At 60.2% G+C, this 16,176-nt stretch carries 14 protein-coding genes; 8 read left to right on the top strand and 6 right to left on the bottom strand.

Translation table 11 applies throughout. From position 1 onward, the window contains the following. Position 1: 1 nt before the first annotated feature. Both FHX76_RS14090 and FHX76_RS14085 read left to right on the top strand, forming a co-directional pair. Complete coding sequence (locus tag FHX76_RS14090; protein WP_167151787.1) at positions 2 to 793, top strand: ATP-binding cassette domain-containing protein; 792 nt, start codon at positions 2 to 4, stop codon at positions 791 to 793. Positions 794 to 819: 26 nt separating this feature from the next. Continuing rightward, complete coding sequence (locus FHX76_RS14085; RefSeq protein ID WP_167151785.1) at positions 820 to 1,311, top strand: hypothetical protein; 492 nt, start codon at positions 820 to 822, stop codon at positions 1,309 to 1,311. A gap of 47 nt (positions 1,312 to 1,358) precedes the next feature. Here FHX76_RS14085 and FHX76_RS14080 read toward each other — a convergent pair whose 3' ends face one another. Continuing rightward, positions 1,359 to 2,768 (bottom strand): amidase, encoded by a 1,410-nt coding sequence (locus FHX76_RS14080; protein ID WP_167151783.1) that lies wholly within the window; start codon positions 2,766 to 2,768, stop codon positions 1,359 to 1,361. A 77-nt stretch (positions 2,769 to 2,845) separates the two neighbouring features. Between FHX76_RS14080 and FHX76_RS14075 the strand changes: the two genes are divergently transcribed. Beyond that, complete coding sequence (locus FHX76_RS14075) at positions 2,846 to 3,586, top strand: tyrosine-protein phosphatase (RefSeq protein WP_167151781.1); 741 nt, start codon at positions 2,846 to 2,848, stop codon at positions 3,584 to 3,586. Positions 3,587 to 3,596: 10 nt separating this feature from the next. Here FHX76_RS14075 and FHX76_RS14070 read toward each other — a convergent pair whose 3' ends face one another. Both FHX76_RS14070 and FHX76_RS14065 read right to left on the bottom strand, forming a co-directional pair. Beyond that, on the bottom strand, positions 3,597 to 4,490 hold the full coding sequence (locus FHX76_RS14070) for an alpha/beta fold hydrolase (RefSeq protein ID WP_167151779.1): 894 nt from the start codon (positions 4,488 to 4,490) through the stop codon (positions 3,597 to 3,599). 9 nt (positions 4,491 to 4,499) lie between these two features. Then, on the bottom strand, positions 4,500 to 5,153 hold the full coding sequence (locus FHX76_RS14065; protein ID WP_167151777.1) for a TMEM175 family protein: 654 nt from the start codon (positions 5,151 to 5,153) through the stop codon (positions 4,500 to 4,502). A 136-nt stretch (positions 5,154 to 5,289) separates the two neighbouring features. Between FHX76_RS14065 and FHX76_RS14060 the strand changes: the two genes are divergently transcribed. Beyond that, on the top strand, positions 5,290 to 5,727 hold the full coding sequence (locus FHX76_RS14060; RefSeq protein WP_167151775.1) for an SIP domain-containing protein: 438 nt from the start codon (positions 5,290 to 5,292) through the stop codon (positions 5,725 to 5,727). 10 nt (positions 5,728 to 5,737) lie between these two features. On the opposite strand, the gene FHX76_RS14055 is transcribed toward FHX76_RS14060, so the two are convergent. The 3 genes from FHX76_RS14055 to FHX76_RS14045 form a co-directional block, all read right to left on the bottom strand. Beyond that, the gene (locus FHX76_RS14055; protein WP_167151773.1) at positions 5,738 to 6,097 is read right to left on the bottom strand and encodes a Fe-S oxidoreductase; all 360 of its coding nucleotides are present in this window, start codon (positions 6,095 to 6,097) and stop codon (positions 5,738 to 5,740) included. Next, on the bottom strand, positions 6,094 to 6,930 hold the full coding sequence (locus FHX76_RS14050) for an arginase family protein (protein ID WP_341777963.1): 837 nt from the start codon (positions 6,928 to 6,930) through the stop codon (positions 6,094 to 6,096). The genes FHX76_RS14055 and FHX76_RS14050 overlap by 4 nt, the downstream gene beginning before the upstream one ends. A gap of 67 nt (positions 6,931 to 6,997) precedes the next feature. Further along, the gene (locus tag FHX76_RS14045; RefSeq protein ID WP_386761964.1) at positions 6,998 to 7,843 is read right to left on the bottom strand and encodes a DUF3097 domain-containing protein; all 846 of its coding nucleotides are present in this window, start codon (positions 7,841 to 7,843) and stop codon (positions 6,998 to 7,000) included. Positions 7,844 to 7,919: 76 nt separating this feature from the next. On the opposite strand from FHX76_RS14045, the gene FHX76_RS14040 reads away from it, so the two are divergent. From FHX76_RS14040 to FHX76_RS14025, 4 genes are all read left to right on the top strand, one after another. Next, positions 7,920 to 9,209 carry an MFS transporter gene (locus FHX76_RS14040; protein WP_167151769.1) on the top strand — a complete coding sequence of 430 codons (1,290 nt, stop codon included), beginning with the start codon at positions 7,920 to 7,922 and terminating at the stop codon, positions 9,207 to 9,209. Between the two features lie 55 nt (positions 9,210 to 9,264). Beyond that, positions 9,265 to 9,687, top strand: a complete 423-nt coding sequence (locus FHX76_RS14035) for a DUF3054 domain-containing protein (protein ID WP_341777962.1) — start codon at positions 9,265 to 9,267, stop codon at positions 9,685 to 9,687. 217 nt (positions 9,688 to 9,904) lie between these two features. Further along, complete coding sequence (locus FHX76_RS14030; protein WP_167151767.1) at positions 9,905 to 15,712, top strand: DUF7617 domain-containing protein; 5,808 nt, start codon at positions 9,905 to 9,907, stop codon at positions 15,710 to 15,712. A gap of 140 nt (positions 15,713 to 15,852) precedes the next feature. Beyond that, on the top strand, positions 15,853 to 16,176 hold a 324-nt coding region (locus FHX76_RS14025), incomplete at its 3' end, for a VOC family protein (RefSeq protein WP_167151765.1).

Genomic DNA, 16,176 nt, shown 5'->3' with positions numbered 1-16,176 from the left:
CATGAGCGACCGTCATCCACTGATCGTGGCGACCGATCTGGTCAGGGACTACAAGCTGCCGCGGACCCGCCTGACAGGGCCGGTCCCAATTCGCCATGCGCTCAGGGGGGTTTCGCTTGAGGTTGGCGAAGGTGACTCCGTTGCGATCATCGGGGAGTCTGGATCGGGCAAGAGCACGCTCGTTCGTATCCTGCTTGGGCTTGGAACCCCAACATCAGGTTCCGTGCTCTTTGACGGGCGACCGGTTGTCAATAACCGCAGAGATCAAATGATGTGGCTGCGCAGACAAAGCGGCATCGTCTTCCAAGACCCGTATGCCTCACTCGACCCGAGGATGACGGCGGCACAGATCATCGCTGAGCCGCTTGCCGCCCAGGACACCCCTGGCAATCATCGTGAGCGGGTGCTGGAGGTGCTTGACCAGGTTGGACTCACGGCTGACAGTGCCGAGCGCTATCCCAACGAGTTCTCTGGTGGGCAGCGCCAGCGCATTGCGCTGGCACGGGCGATTGCCCACAAACCTCGACTACTGATCGGCGATGAGCCGGTGAGCGCTCTTGACGTCACTGTTCGTGCTCAGATCCTTGATCTTCTTCGTGACCTACGCGCGGAGCTCAGCCTCACGCTTGTCATCGTGTCTCACGACATTGGCATGGTGCAGGGGATGAGCGACACGGTGCACGTGATGACCGACGGCGCGATCGTTGAATCGGGGCCGGTGAAGAGCATCCTGAGTACCCCACAGCATCCGTATACTCAGCGACTCCTGAGCTCGGTTCCTACCCTCGAATAACCACGTCGCCCGCTAGGCTTACTCACATGCAGATCATGCTTTCGCACGCCGAGATTCTCGCCCTTGTTGGCTCAGGACGGCTGCCGGACTTCGTGCAACATCCGCGAGAGTCAGACGGCGTGTACCGCGTCGATCTTGTACTTTCAAAGGTTCCTGGCGGAGGCGCAAAGCTGGCGCTTGCCGCCGCACTGTTTGGCAAGGTCACGCTCGCTCTTCGTCCGTCGACGGATGCCGCAGCCGATGCCGCCGACGGGATGGCACCACGGCTCACCGTCAGGATCACGGTTGAGTCTGCCGGCATCCCAGCAGGCGAAGTACTCGGCAGAGTGCGGGAGACCATACTCGACGCCGCTGAGGAGGCCTCGCTCGCCGAGGCGGTTCGGGTTACGGTCGACGGGTCGTCCGCCACCCTACTCGTTGATTGTCAGGCGGTTGCTTCTCGCTATGCGCCGGAGTTTCTTGTCACCTCGGTTGGCCTCGACGCGTACGGACTGAATGCGGCCGCAACGCTTCGCTAGCCGCTTGACCCCGTGAAACCTCCTCCCGGCTCGGAGAAGCCTGTCGGCTAGCCGAGTGGCAGAGCCAAGACGCGCTCGAGCTGGGCCGCCACAGAAACGAGCGTTGCGTCGTCACCAAATCTGCCAACGAGTTGCACCCCCATTGGTAGGGGAACCTCGCTGAAATCGACTTCGTAGCGACCTGCCGGCAATGAAATTGCGGGGAGGCCCGCAACGTTGATCGCCGAGGTAAACGGTGAGTAGGCGACCTGTTGTGCGAAGTTCACGTCGGCATCGTCAGAGTAGGCGCCGATCGGTCGAGGGCTCTGCGCGAGGGCGGGAGTGAGGACAATATCAACCTCGGAGAACGCCTCGCGGAGGGCGGCTCCGTAGGTGGCAAGGTCTGTGTCGTTCTGTGCCGCCTGTTCGGGCGTGATAGCGCGTCCCCTGAGTACGAGTTCTCTTGTCACCGGCATGAGCAGGTTGAGCTCGTGCTCGGTGTGTGCAGGGATTGCCGCGGCGGAACGCTGCCACGCCATCGTGAAGATGCCGGGGTAGTCAAGACGGGGGTAGCGAATCATCTTAGATTCGCCGGCATTGAGCACTACGTGACCCGCCTGTTGGAGAGCCTTCGTTGCATCGGCGAGGGCTTCGAGGCCAGCGGGGTCGATGGCAACGCCGTGGCTGTCGTCCCACGGGGAGGCCGTGACCACCGCGATACGAAGGGGGCCTTGAACGGATGCTGCCGCGCGACCAAATCGTTCGCGGTCTGGTCCGGCTGCCGCCATCATCCCATCGAAGAGCAACGCGGCATCGGCCACCGAATGCGCAATCGGCCCGGAAACAACACCGGTGAACGAGGGGCCGGCTGCCGCGTCGGCTGGGATGAGGATTCGTGTTGGTTTGATGCCCACGAGCCCCGTTGCCGCCGCAGGGATGCGGACAGAGCCGCCGCCGTCGCTGCCAGGGGCGAAGGGAAGGAGCCGTGCCGCCACGGCCGCCGCAGCACCGCCGCTAGACCCTCCAACACCAAGGTGGCTGGCCTCCGGGTGCCGCGTTGGAGGAGCCACAGCGCTTTCGGTATAGCCGTACAGCCCAAACTCTGGGCTTGCCGTTTTGCCAAGGCTCACGACCCCTGCCGCGTCGAGGTCGTGCACGAGTTGCTCCGATTGCGCCGGGATGCCTCCGCCGAGGCGCGAGCCATGACCCGTTGGCACCCCTGCACGGTCGTTGAGGTCTTTGTCTGCGAGCGGCATGCCCCAGAGCAGGGGGTATTCGTCGTCGGCAGGGCGGTGTGACTCAAGATGCTGCGCCCGTTCACTGGCGCGTTCCGGGGTGACCGTGGTGAACGCGCCAAGGCCGTCGTCGTGCTCGGCGATGCGAGCGAGGAAATGCTGACTGACTTCTACCGGCCCCACCGCTCCGCTTCTGAGTTCGTCGCGGAGGTCGAGTGCGCTGAGATCGTGAAGCTGAGCCATCCTTCGATGCTACGCGGTTGCAACGGTGAATTGCAGCAAACAGCGAGGTTGACGGATATCCCTGCCACAATGGGCGTATGACTGACACGCTTGACCGCACCGTTTATGTTGACGGGCTATACAACATGCGAGACGAAGGTGGCCTGCGTGCCGGCAGCACGTATCTCCGCTCTGGCAAGCTATACCGCTCCGACGGCCTGCACCGGCTCACTGATCGTGGGAGAGAACAACTTGAAACGATGAACATCGCTACGGTTATTGATCTTCGGGATGACGCCGAGCGCCTCCAATCTCCCAGCAACGTGGAAGGGCTCTCACTGACGGTGCGCCCGACGCCAATTTTCCAGGGTGCCGACCAAGTGATCTCTGGGCCCGACATGACGTTGACCGAGTTCTATACTCGAATGCTTGACCAATACCCTGCACACTACGCCCGGGTCCTCCGAACCATCGCTCACTCTGGCGACGACCGCGTGCTGGTGCACTGCACCGCTGGCAAGGACCGAACGGGAACCGCTATCGCACTGACCCAAATCGCGGTTGGGGTCGTTCGCGACGACGTCCTCAACGACTATGCCCTCACCGAGAAGAACCTGGCAGGGCCATGGCTCGACTCGCACCTCGAGATGGTGAAGCACATGGGTATTCAGCCGACGCCTGCCATGGTCCAGCTCATTGGTGGCAGCCCCGTCGAGGCAATCGATCAGACGCTCAAACACGTGGATGAGCGCTACGGGTCAGTCATCGACTACTTGCTTGCGGCTGGGCTCACCGAGGGCGACCTCACCGCGCTCGCTGCGGTGCTGTTGGCCAAGTAGTGATCGTTCGTTAGGCCAGTGAGCGGATGACTGCTGCGAGTTCGACGGGAGCATGCTCCTGCACGTTGTGGCCGGATTCAATTGTGACAACCGATGCGGTTGGAACGCGCCGGATGAACTCCTCTGCGTCGTCCTCGCTGACAAATCCTGCGGTTGCCCGCACGAGCGTCACCGGAACCGAGATCCGTTCGAGCGCCTCCCAGATCGGGCTGTACCCAGGATCTGCTGCCTCTAACGGTGTTCCCCCTTTGGACTGACCAAGCGATGCGAGCTTGGCGAGGTGATGTTTGAAGATCACCCGCCCATCAGGCCGTTGCCGCGTGTTGAGGAAGACCCCTCGGCGCAGTACGTCCCGATCGTGCCCAATGCCAAAACGAATGGCCCGATCGACGATTTCCTCAACATCCACAAAATCGGGTTGACCCGCAATGAACTCGCGAACAGCTTCCGATCCGGAGGCCGGCGTGATGCCAGGGGTGATGTCAATCATGACGAGCGAGGTGACTCGCTCTGGATGTTCGGCCGCGACAATAGCCGCGCTCAGCCCGCCAAGCGAATGCCCAACAAGAATCTGCGGATTGCCCTGCCCCGCGAACTCAGCGATGGCTGCGGCAATCGAAGGGGCAATCGTTGACGGGCGGTAATCTGCGTCGTCACGCCACGTTGAGTCGCCGTGACCAGGCAGATCGATGCTGACCGCTGGCAGCGCGGTCGCGATGATGGTCGGGTCGAACGTATGGGCGTTGAGCCCCGCGCCGTGGAGCCACGTCACCTCTGGACGTCCGTCGCCGTACCGCAGCGCGCTCACCGTATTGTCAGCTGTGCTGACCCTGCTGACGTTGGGAACCCTGCCTGCGCCAACTCGGGCTGCGTCGCCGGGGAGAAACGAAAACTCATCGGTCATGGTGCAACCCTAATCGACCTGCGACGGTGGGCTCTGCGGATCAGCCTGATGATGACGTTTTCCTTCGATGAGTCTTCGGAAAACGCCCGTGAACAGCAAGAGGAATAACGCGGCGACGCCGATATCAGGAACCAGAACACTGATGACTCCCGCAACGGCAAATGTTGCGGTAGTGAGCATCAGTTGGAGGGCAGAGTGCTGATCGTCTGGCCCCGAGGGGAGGAGCTCGGGATGTCGCATAAGTGAGGCGCGCTGGAGCAGCATCGCAACAGTGGTTATCGTCATTGTTCCGATATAGAGCCCATTGGTGACGGGGCTGTTGGTACCAGCCTCGGCAAGCAGCGCGGTTGGGAATGGGAGGAACACGATCGAGAGTAGCCACAGCATGTTCGACCAGAGCAGGGGAGTGTTGTACCCTGTCACACCCTCGTAGAATGCGTGGTGAACCAGCCAGAATCGTCCGATCACAACAAAGCTGATGGCAAAGGCGAGGAGCGAATATCCGCTGTTCTCGATGATCGTCAACGGGTCAGTGGTGGATGCCTCCTTTGCGAGTTCAACCAGCGGCAGAACGAGGAGCGTGATTGCGATGGCGACGACCGCGTCACTGAAATTCACGAGCCGGTCGAGGCCTCGTTCGGTGTGTCTATACCGCGCGCTCATGAGCCTATTATGCTGCAGCCGCCTTCCTCCGACGAGGAATTCATCGCGAGGAGCGCGCAGCGCAACTGTGTGGAAGCCGGGAGTGGCTATCTGGGGGCTAGATACTTAGGTGAGCCTGACCTATACTGAGAGGACCATGACGACCCCCATTCGCAGAGCACACCGCACGAGAGTGCTGGATCTCCCGCACTATCTCATCGCCGGTGACGAATCCTCGCTCAGCGAAGTTGAACTCGGAATCGCCACCCTTCCGCTCTGCGCAAAGGGTCGCATCTTCGTTGAGGTCGAGAGCGCCGATCAAATCGTGTTGCTTGATGCCCCGCCACGCATGGTCGTGAGCTGGTTTGTGCGCGAGTCTGCCTCCGGCGCGCTCTCGCTTCCTGGCGAAAAGATTAGCCGCGCCGCCGCAGCCTGGGCTTCCGAGATGTTGGTTGAAGACCACGCAACGGGCGTTACCCCAGGGGTGCAGGCCTGGTTAGTTGGCAGCGAACGCACGATGGACGGCATCCGTGAGGTGCTGAGCGACAGCGTTGACAACGCCTCAGTGCTCTCTGCTCACTCGTTCCAGCTGTAGCCCGCTTCCTCTAGCGGATATACCCGCCTTTGCGAAGGCCAGCTTCAATCTCGAAGCGGTTGTTGAGCGGGTTGAAGCCCGCCGCAGCGTAAAAGAACGGGAACAGCATGCCGTAGGTTTGCCACTGAGTTTTGTGTACGGCCTCGTGTTCAAGTACCGCATCGGACACATTCTGTGCGGTCAGGTAGCAGGCGCCAACGCAGCTGCCCCCTCGGCCGAAGGTCCATGTTGGCATACCGGTGAACACAAAGAGACCGTTTCGTCGCTGAATTGCGCCGGTGCTCCAGATGCTTCCCCAGACCAGGCCAACAAGGGTCGCGTACCAATAGCCGAGTCGGCTGAGCGGCGAATTGAAGAGGATGCGATTCATGCGGTGATTGCCCCAATGAGGCGGAGGACGGTTGTGAGGTCGTCTCCCGCGGCCTGCGGATCATCAGATTCTGGTGCGAACTCACAGATAGAGCCACCGGCAGATGCGGCGTGTTCCCTGATACCACGCACGCTCGCGGTCAGGTCGGCTACCGAAGGGCCAAAGGGAACGGGGGAGTGCACCGACTCAAACTCGGCAGGATCAATAACATCAAGATCGAGATGCACGTAGGCGTGAGTTGCGCCGGTTGCCGCAACCGCCGTGCCAAGCGCGAGCGGGTCCGCAAGCTCGTTTGCGGTCACGAGGCGAATGCCGAGCGTGTCGATGAGCGCTGCCTCTGCGTCGTCGTAGTCGCGCCCGCCGACGAGAATGAGGTTGTGGGGCAGGATCGGATGCTCAACGGGGAGCTCGTCAGGGCCCTCGCCGAGGAGGGCGCGAAGCACCATACCCGAGAACGCCCCTGACGGAGAGGTTGCCGGGGTATTCAGATCTGCATGGGCGTCACACCAGATAACGGCGGTGTTCTTGCTGCCGTAGAGACCGAGGGCATAGTCGATGCTCGCAAGGTCTGAGGCGCAGTCGCCGCCAAGAGTGACAACCGGTCCTGTTGTGCCGCGCAGGACTTCGAGTGCGCTGCGCCGCGCGTGCTGCAAGCTCGAAATGCGCTTGACTGCCGTGCCGAGGCTATCGCCAGCTTCGGATGGCACATCGACGACGCGGTAATCAGGAACGTTGAGCTCGCTCTGCAGTATCGAGGCGCCGTCGCAGAGGCGCATCGCTCGTGCGGAGTCTGACCCTTGCCACTGCGGAAAAACAACTACATCAATGGACACGTGAACTGGGCCCCTTTCGAGAGTCGACGACTGTCAACATTCCTAATGGTACCGCGTTGATGCTGGCTCAGCCCTCGGGCTCTGTCACAAAATCGATCAGCTGCTCAACCCTGCCAAGCAGGCTCGGTTCGAGGTCGTGAAAGCTGCGAACCTGGCCGAGGATTCGCTGCCAAGCCCGTGCGATGTCCGCCTGTTCCTCGTGTGGCCAGCCAAACGCTTCGCAGATGCCATGCTTCCACTCCATAGTGCGCGGCACGGTAGGCCACTGTTTCAGTCCGAGGCGGGCAGGTTTGACCGATTGCCAAACGTCAACATAGGGATGTCCAACAATGAGCAGGTGTTGGCCGTGCGGTCCCGCCATGATTTGCTCGGCGAGGCGGCTCTCTTTGCTTCGTGGCACAAGGTGGTCGACCAGAACGCCAACGCGGCGCTGCCGGTTTGGCTTGAACACATCCAGCACAGCCGCGAGGTTATCAACGCCCTCAAGGTATTCAACAACGACGCCCTCGACCCTGAGGTCGGCACCCCAGACCTTCTCGACGAGTTCGGCGTCGTGTCGACCCTCTACAAAGATGCGGCTGGGAAGCGCCGTTCGCGCCCGTTGGTCTTCAACCGCAAACGAACCGGATGCCGTGCGGGCCCGGCCAGTGGCGGCCTGCGGTTTTGGGGCAACAAGCGTCACGCGTTCGCCGTCGATGAGGAAGCCATCGGTGAGCGGAAATGACCGCACCGTGTTGCGCCAGTCTGCCAGCTCAACGTAGCCGCCGGAGAGGCCAACGATCGCCCCGCACCACTCACTCACGGTGTGCTCAACCACAAGATCTTTTGTTGCTTCGACCGTCCGCGAGCGAGGTATGTTTTTGCCCTGCCAGTCGCCGGCGAGCACGTCTCGACCATATCTGTCATCTGTCACCCTTCGAGAATAGGCGGCCACTATGCTGGGTCTGGTGTGGCACACCGCCCACATGAAGAACTGTTGAGCGAGCCCAGTGAAACTCTTTGTCGATCTTTCCCCCTTTAAATACAGTGGGGCATTCGCCAGATTGTGGATCGGCAATGCGGTTGCCGGCATCGGCACGCAGATGACGCTTGTTGCGGTCGCCCTGCATATCTTCGAACTCACTCAGTCAACCCTCGCTGTCTCGATGGTCGCCCTGTTTTCGCTTGTGCCCATGATTATCGCTGGGCTCTTTGGTGGGATGCTCGCCGACGTGCACGACCGTCGAAAGGTCGCGCTTGCCGCCGCCATCGTCGCGTGGGTTTCAACCGCAGGTATCGCCGCCATCGCCTGGGGCAATGTGGATCTCCTCTGGCCTCTCTACCTACTTACAACCGTGAACGCGGTTGCCGGAACCATCATGAGCGCAGCTCGTTCGGCGATCATGCCGAGGCTGCTTCCCGCCGACCTACTGCCGGCCGCTGCAGCACTGAACGGCATCAGCATGGGCGTCATGGTCACTGTGGGGCCGGCTGTTGCCGGTGTCCTGGTGGCAACCGTTGGCCTGAGCTGGACGTACACGGTCGACGTGCTGCTGTTCAGCGTCGCGTTCCTCGGCATCTTTACCCTGCCTCCCATCCTGCCGGAGGGGGAAGCGGAGCGGCCTGGACTTCGTTCGCTTCGAGAAGGATGGGACTTCCTGAAGCAATCGCCCAACGTGCGCATGACCTTCATCCTCGATATCGTCGCGATGACCTTCGGCAATCCCAGAGTGCTGTATCCGGCGGTCGGGGCGTTACTGCTTGGCGGTGGTGCCGTGACGGTAGGTATCCTGACCGCCGCGCTTGCGGCAGGTGCGCTGTTGAGCTCGTTGCTTTCCGGTCCGCTTGGTGGCGTGCGATGGCAGGGAAGGGCGATTGGGCGCGCCATCACGGTATACGGCGTTTGCATTGCAGGTTTTGGCGTGGTTTTGCTCACCCTTCATCTCGGCTGGTGGGGCGAGGTTGGCGAGGGGCTGCCGGTGCACATTGGAGCCGTTGTTGCTTCCTGCGTGTTCCTTGCTGGCGCTGGTGCCGCAGACAACGTCAGTTCGGTGTTTCGCACCACAATCTTGCAAACCGCGGTTCCTGACGCGATGCGCGGTCGCCTCCAGGGGCTCTTCATCGTGGTGGTCACCGGTGGGCCGCGAGTTGGCGACCTCTATGTTGGGCTGCTTGCCGCAACAGCGTTGCTCTGGTTCCCGCCGCTCCTCGGTGGTGTGCTGATCGTAGTGATCGTTACCGCTGCCGTTCGACGCACGCGCTCATTTGCCGAATACGACGCGTTAGCGCCAACACCCTAGCCTTGTTGTTATCGCTCAGCACGTCGCCCCTGCCGAACTGAGTAGGCTGGTACCCGTGAGCAGCTCAATGGAATCCGCACCTGTCAGCCAGCATGCGCGCCCGGTTCAGGGGCGCACGGTCATGTTGGCGGCGGGTGTTGATCTGATGTTCGTGGTGATGTTTGTACTGATCGGACGGCGAAGCCATGACGAGGGTCTCTTCTCCCTTGGCGCGCTGAACGCTATCTGGCCCTTTGTTGTTGGCCTCGCGGTTGGTTGGATGTTGGCGCGGGCTTGGCGCAACCCGCTCGGCGTTGTTCTACCTGGCGTTGTCGTCTGGGTGAGTACCGTCGCCGTCGGAATGCTGCTTCGCGTTATAAGCGGACAGGGCGTTCAGCTGAGCTTTGTCATCGTTGCGAGTATATTTACCGGATTGTTCTTGCTGGGGTGGCGCTTCGTCACGTACCTGATCATTCGCCGCGCGTCGCGGGCGTCGTAGGAGTATCTCGACCATTCTTGGGCAGACAACTGGCGAACTAACTGTTATAATCGAGTTGAGGGCAGCTGTCATGGGGTAGCTGCAATCGGTACCACTCACGGTTTAAGTCTGTTGTATAGGGAAACGCAGCCTAAGTGAGAGCACTACTGGTTTGCCTTGACGACCCATAGGGAACGGGCGTCGTTTTGTTTACTTACTCTGGGGAATATACACACACATGAAATCAAGACGCCCAAAAATGGGTCGAATTGCCGCGGCTATGATCGCCCTCGCCGCACTTTCCGCCGCAACACTCGTGCCGGCGACCGTGGCAGCAGCCGCAAACGAATCAGCTCAGTTTTCGTTCACCGCGCTGTCGCCCGCGACGCAGCCGACCGGCGTAGCTCACGAATACCTTGCCTCCATTTCCTGTAGCGCGGTAGCCGGAAGCTCGTGCAACGATCTGAGCATCAGCATCCCATTTCCCAACGATCCCGACCCCTCACTTGGAGGATCGGCCGTTGCCAACTGGACGGTTTCAACTGCGGCTCAGGCCGGACTTGTGAACTCTACCGTGGTTCGAGACACGGTCAATCGAGTCTGGATCGTAAATTTTGTTCGACCGCTTGCGGCTGGCGAGAACGTGGGCGTGACGTTTAAGATCACCACCCCGTCAGGGCGCACCCCGTCAGGACTCTCCGCCAGTATCCAGCCGACGCTGGCCGGTTCCAATGTCGCCCCAATTTTGGCGCCAGGTCTACCACTGATAACGAGCGCGGCCATCAATACGCAGGTCACGAAGCGACTCGTTTCGTCCTCACTTATCCCCGGCGGAAATGCTCGGTATTCCTTGCAGATGACCGATGGGCTGAGCTACACGGGTCAAACCGGTGTGGTGTACTCGCAGGCCAATCACCGCAAGCTTGTTGACCGCCTGCCAGCAGGAATCGAGTTCGTCAGCGCCGAGCCGAGCACTGGCGTATACGATCCAATTGCGCATACCGTTACCTGGGACACGGCAGAGGCCGGATTCCCAGTTCCTATCGGACAGATTCCGATGTACTACGTCAACGGTAAGGTCAAAGTTGATGCCACGGTTGGTTCGCTGCAAACCAATACGGCAGAGCTTACCTTTCGCCCGATTGGACAGTCAGAAGACCAGGTAAAAACGTCAGTTGTTTCGTCAACGGTGGCTGCTGGGATTTCGGCTGGAACCCTCTTTACCAAACAGGTTGGCGGCAACCTGGCTCAGATTCCAACGCCAACTTCGCCGTGGTCGTCTGGTAACGCAGCGTTGGACGATCAGACCAATTCCGAAGTGTTTTATCAGATTACGGCCAAGAGCGATTCCAATCCGATTTCCTGGAAGTATCTCGACTCGTTTGCCTGCATCGCGCCGTCCGTGCAGATTAACGCAGGTACAGAAAGCACCGCACTCTGTGTCAACCCGTCGTTCCGTACCAGCCGCATTGTGCTCACCCAAGATTCCTCGGTGACCGTTGCTGGCGGCCAAACCGACAAAACGGTGACCGTCTCGTATGCAGATGGAAGCACCGACACCTTCTCTCCAAAGCTGGGAGAGGACATTGTGATTCCAGCGGGCAAAATTGTGTCGCGCATCGGTGTTGCGGGGGAACACGAGGCGAACTCCGCATCCACAATCGTGCGGTTTTATGGCCGGCTGAGCGCCGACACCAACCCTGCGACCCTGACGGTAAACAACAGCGTCCGCGTTGGTGCATCGGTGCAGGGGCTCCCCGTTTCGTACACGGCAACGTCATCAACGGTTCCGCTCTCGATCATTCGTTCTACGTTTGGGCTGCAGATTACAACGGCCCCAACCTTTGCGATCACGACGAGTCCTCCAGGGGCTCAGTCACAGACCCCGTCAGTTCCATTTTTTGCTCCGGAAGAGTCAACTCTGAAGGACGCACGAATGATGATGGTGTTGCCAAAAGACGCAGGGTTGAAATTCCTGCCGAGCACAAACACTGAAAACAACTGGAACGATTCCGGGCGAGACGCAAAAACAATGCGTCCGAGAGACCCCCAGTCGCCGCAGTATGGGCTGTCGTTTGTGATTTCGTCTGATGGCGCCCAGCCAGGTGTCTATCCGTATGACCTGTATGCCTGGTTTGACGGCTCGGACGCTGGCGCCTGCCGAACGGCTGCCGGAGTCATCTCCGCAACAAACGACCGTTTTGTTGATTCCTCAGGGCTTTTTGGGCCAGAAGGTGTCGAAACCTCTGTTTGTCATCTCACCGGTTCTATCGTTGTGACCGGGCCCACACCCGGCTTTACCGTGACAAAGAGCGTGCGTGCTGCTGGCGAAAGCGCATGGTCGCAGTCACCTGGCTCGAGCACCGTCCCCTCAGATGGAACGGGCGAGGCGCAGTTTAAGATCAACTGGGCAAACACGGGCAGCCTGGCGCTGAGCAGCGCCGTTGTCTACGACGTGCTTCCAGCGATCGGTGACACCGGTTCGGTTGGCTCCCTTGCCGGAGAACCTCGCGGTACAACCGTCACGCCAACACTGAAATCTGTGACGGGTGCCTCAGGTTGGACGACCTACTATTCAACTTCGGCGAACCCGTGTCGCCCAGAAGTTATGCCAGTCAACGCGGGTTGCGATCCGTCCTGGGTGACGGTTGCGCCGCCACTTGGCACAGTCAAGGCGCTCAAGTTTGTGAAGACTACGGCGAGCGCGGTTGGTGCGACCGCTGAATTCCAGCTTTCCATGTCGGCACCAATCTTTGACCCATCCAGCGATACCGTGTGGAACACCGTTGCTACCCATGCATCGCTTGGTGGCGACCCAAACGCTCTCGTGCCGAGTGAGTCTCCTCGAGTCGGATTTGGCATGATTCGTGAGGCGTCAATTGGCGTCACCAAAGAAGTCTGTTCAACGGGCAGTGACTGCGAGATGCTTGCGCCAGTCGGCACCGGCGGTTGGGTAGAAAGCACCCAGCTTCCATACGGGGCAACGGCAACATGGCGTGTGGTTGTTGAAAACACCGGAGCGACAGACCTCACCGACGTTGAGATCGCTGATGCCGCTGTCACGGGTTGTAGCTTCAAGGTCGGCGACCTCTCTGTGGCCTCTGGCACATACGTGCGGATGTGTTCTTCACCGGATATGCGTGCGGACCTCACGAACACGGTGACGGTGTCTGGCACCGGTTCAGGAAAAACGGTTACGGCAACAGCGTCCGCAACCGCGACGGTTGCCCCAAAGCCCGTGTCATCGCTGAGCTTTACGAAGCAAGCATGTGATCCAGGGGCTGGCGAATGCGACGTTGACGCCGACGTTTCGGCCCCCGAATGGTCGGATACCGTTGATGTCCCGTTTGAAGGAGGCGTCGTCTGGCGAGTAATCGTTACCAACACCGGCGAGACCATACTCACAAATGTGCGGGTAAAAGACCCGACAAACAGCGACTGTGCGACGACCGTCGCCTCGCTGGCGGCCGGCGCATCTGAAACAGCATCCTGCACAAGCTCGAAGCTGACATCGTCGCTGACAAATACCGCGTCGGTTATCGCGACTCCACCGTTTGGCGACCCAAACCTCACACAGAGTTCAACCGCTACCGTGACTCCGGCCAAGGCAACACCTGCGCTTTCGGTGGTCAAGGAAGTGTGTTCGACCGATGGGTGTGACGAAGACGCCGCTGCGAACGAGGGCGGATGGGCTAAAACCACCGCAGTGGATTACTTCGGTTCAGTCACCTGGCGAGTTACCGTGACGAATACCGGAGAGACGCCCGTCACCGGCATTACTGTTCAGGACGAGCTGGCACCTGGCTGTGCCGTTGGCCCCTTTGATTTGGCCCGCGGCGCTTCACACTCGATCACCTGTGAGAGTGAGCAGCTGACGGCAGACCTAACCAACGAGGCTGTTGCCAGCGGCAGTGCCCCAGACGCAGTCCCTGTTACCCAAACCGATTCGGCAACGGTGACGGTTGGCGAGAAACCCGCTTCGTCGATGACCGTCGTCAAGGAGGCCTGCAACCCGTTGGTCAACGACTGCGCCGACAGCAGTGCCGTCGGATCAGACGGTTGGTCATCCGCTGGCCAGGTTGTGTTTGAAGGTGAAGGGAAGTGGCGCGTCAGCGTTACCAACACCGGCTCCACGACGCTCACCAACGTTCGTGCGGTAGACGCGAGTTCTCCTGAGTGCTCATTTGTTGTCGCATCCTTGGCTCCTGGCGCAAGCAAGACGGTGACCTGTGAGGCATCCTCCGTATCATCAGTCGTAACCAATACCGCGACGATAACGGCAACGCCCCCGTTCGGAGATCCTGATCTTTCCGAAACGGTCAGCGCAACGTTGACTCCTGCGGCCGCGGTTCCTGGGGTGGTCTTCGTGAAGGAAGTCTGTCCTCTCGACCAAGCCTGCGAGCACGATGCGGGACTCGGGAAGGGTGGCTGGTCTGACGCGGCTACGGTGGATTACGACGGTTCCGTTCAGTGGCGCCTCACTGTTGTCAACTCGGGGCAGACCGTTCTGACCAGTGTGGTCGTCTCCGATCCAATGGTTCTCGGCTGTGCATCTGATGAGCTCGGGCCCATTGCGCGTGGCGAACAGGCCAGCGTTGTGTGCGAGACAAACGAACTTCGAGCTGATCTGCTCAACACCGCGACGGCATCGGTTACGGACTCGCTGAGTAATGTGCTGAGCCAAGAAGCATCGGCATCGGTCACGATCGGCACGCCGAAACCGGAATCCGGCATCACGCTGCAGAAAGAGTCTTGTGATCCTGCGGCATCCGGATGCTCGCCCGATGCAGCGATTGGCGCTGACGGTTGGTCAACCTCAACGCTTGTACCCTTCCTCGGCGCAAGCAAGTGGCGCGTGACCGTTACCAACTCTGGCGAAACCACACTGACCAACGTGCGAGTCTCCGACGAGTTAGCGCAGGGGTGCGCCCTGACCGTTGATTCGCTCTCCTCAAGCGAGAGCATCTCAAAGGTCTGTGATGAGGCACCGCTCGACGGCACCATCACCAACGAAGCCTCTGTGCTTGCAACGCCACCGTTTGGTGATCCCGACCTCAGCGACACGGCATCGGCTACCACGCGCTCGCAAGAGCCCCTCGTGCTGCTGACCATTTCGCACGAGATCTGTACTCTTCCTGCTGGCTGTGACCCAGACGCCCCGAGCCTCACCGGTGGTTGGGAAACTGCAACGCAAGTTGAACCGGGTGAGAGCGTGACCTGGCGTGTTGTGGTGAGCAACGAGGGACAGGTCCCGCTGACGGGTGTTGTGGTCACCGATGTAACTGGGCTTGGATGCTCGGCAACGATTGGTGACCTGGCCAGCGGCGCAGTTTCGGTGGTGACCTGCACAACAGACGGGCTTCTTGAGACGATCATCGGTGAAGCTACCGTTTCCGCGACAAACCCACGAAACGGTGACACCATTGAGGTCCCGGATACAAACGGTGCCACTGCAACGGTTCGTGACTTTGCCGCGGCAGTCTCGGTCACGAAGCAAGCCTGCTTTGTGAGCGAGGACGCAGACTGTGCTCCCGATGGAACCGGTTGGAACACACACGCAATCGGTGACTTTGGCGCGGAACTCTGGTGGAAGATTACCGTGACAAACACGGGAGATACCGTTCTCCGCGACGTATCCGTTGTCGACACGAAGTTCCCAGCAGGCGATACTGACATTGCTGAGCTGGGTGCCGGCGAGTCGAAGTCCATCGTGTTCTCAGCCGGAGCCTGGAAAGAACTCGACCCGAATGCAGATTCTGCACAGAACGACGTCCTCGTTTCAGCTGTGGATATCGCGGGTAAGCAATTGAGCGATGACTCGCTGGCTGTGGCTTCGGTGACGCCAGCGCCGAAGATCCCAGGCTCGGAGTCAGACGGAACCCAGAACGACGGCGTCGAAGCCACTCATGATGCCAAGGCCGCGGCCGCTGCCTCGGCGTTGACCGTCACTGGCGGCGCCGAGAACGCCCTGGCAGCTGGTCTCGCGGTGTTGATGGCCCTGCTTGGTCTGGTCCTGACAATCGGGTATCGACGACGAACGTCATAGCGGTGCACGCTCTCCGCAGCTAGGGGAGCTGACGGGCGGCAGCAAGCGATGAAGAATGATTCGAAGCTGCCGCCCAATGCCTCCACAACAATATGAGCAATCGTGTTCCTTCGGGCACAAAGCAGGCGTACAGTTGCCCTATGTCAGCACAGATCTTCATTAACCTGCCAGTGAGCGACCTCGACGCGTCGAAGGCGTTCTATACCTCGCTCGGATTTACGATCAACGAGCAGTTCACCGATGAAAACGCTTCATGCGTGGTCATCAGCGACACGATTTACGTGATGCTGCTTGTGCCGAAGTACTTTGCGCAGTTCAGCGAGAAGGAGCCGGTCAACGCGGCCACCCACGGCGAGGTGATTAACGCGCTCGGGCTGAGCAGCGAAGCCGACGTGGATGCCGCCCTCGCCAATGCCGCGTCCTCTGGCGCAAACGTCACCAAGCTTCCGACCAAAGACGATTTC

This window comes from Lysinibacter cavernae (assembly GCF_011758565.1).
GTDB classification, from domain to species: Bacteria; Actinomycetota; Actinomycetes; order Actinomycetales; family Microbacteriaceae; genus Lysinibacter; species Lysinibacter cavernae.
The sequence above is the reverse complement of the archived record's forward strand: the minus strand, read 5'-3'. Positions and strand labels throughout refer to the sequence as shown.

Bases quoted from the DNA above. Each gene is read 5' to 3' on its own strand.
- FHX76_RS14090 (WP_167151787.1), top strand. From the start codon at position 2: ATGAGCGACCGTCATCCACTGATCGTGGCGACCGATCTGGTCAGGGAC.
- FHX76_RS14085 (WP_167151785.1), top strand. From the start codon at position 820: ATGCAGATCATGCTTTCGCACGCCGAGATTCTCGCCCTTGTTGGCTCA.
- FHX76_RS14080 (WP_167151783.1), bottom strand. From the start codon at position 2,768: ATGGCTCAGCTTCACGATCTCAGCGCACTCGACCTCCGCGACGAACTC.
- FHX76_RS14075 (WP_167151781.1), top strand. From the start codon at position 2,846: ATGACTGACACGCTTGACCGCACCGTTTATGTTGACGGGCTATACAAC.
- FHX76_RS14070 (WP_167151779.1), bottom strand. From the start codon at position 4,490: ATGACCGATGAGTTTTCGTTTCTCCCCGGCGACGCAGCCCGAGTTGGC.
- FHX76_RS14065 (WP_167151777.1), bottom strand. From the start codon at position 5,153: ATGAGCGCGCGGTATAGACACACCGAACGAGGCCTCGACCGGCTCGTG.
- FHX76_RS14060 (WP_167151775.1), top strand. From the start codon at position 5,290: ATGACGACCCCCATTCGCAGAGCACACCGCACGAGAGTGCTGGATCTC.
- FHX76_RS14055 (WP_167151773.1), bottom strand. From the start codon at position 6,097: ATGAATCGCATCCTCTTCAATTCGCCGCTCAGCCGACTCGGCTATTGG.
- FHX76_RS14030 (WP_167151767.1), top strand. From the start codon at position 9,905: ATGAAATCAAGACGCCCAAAAATGGGTCGAATTGCCGCGGCTATGATC.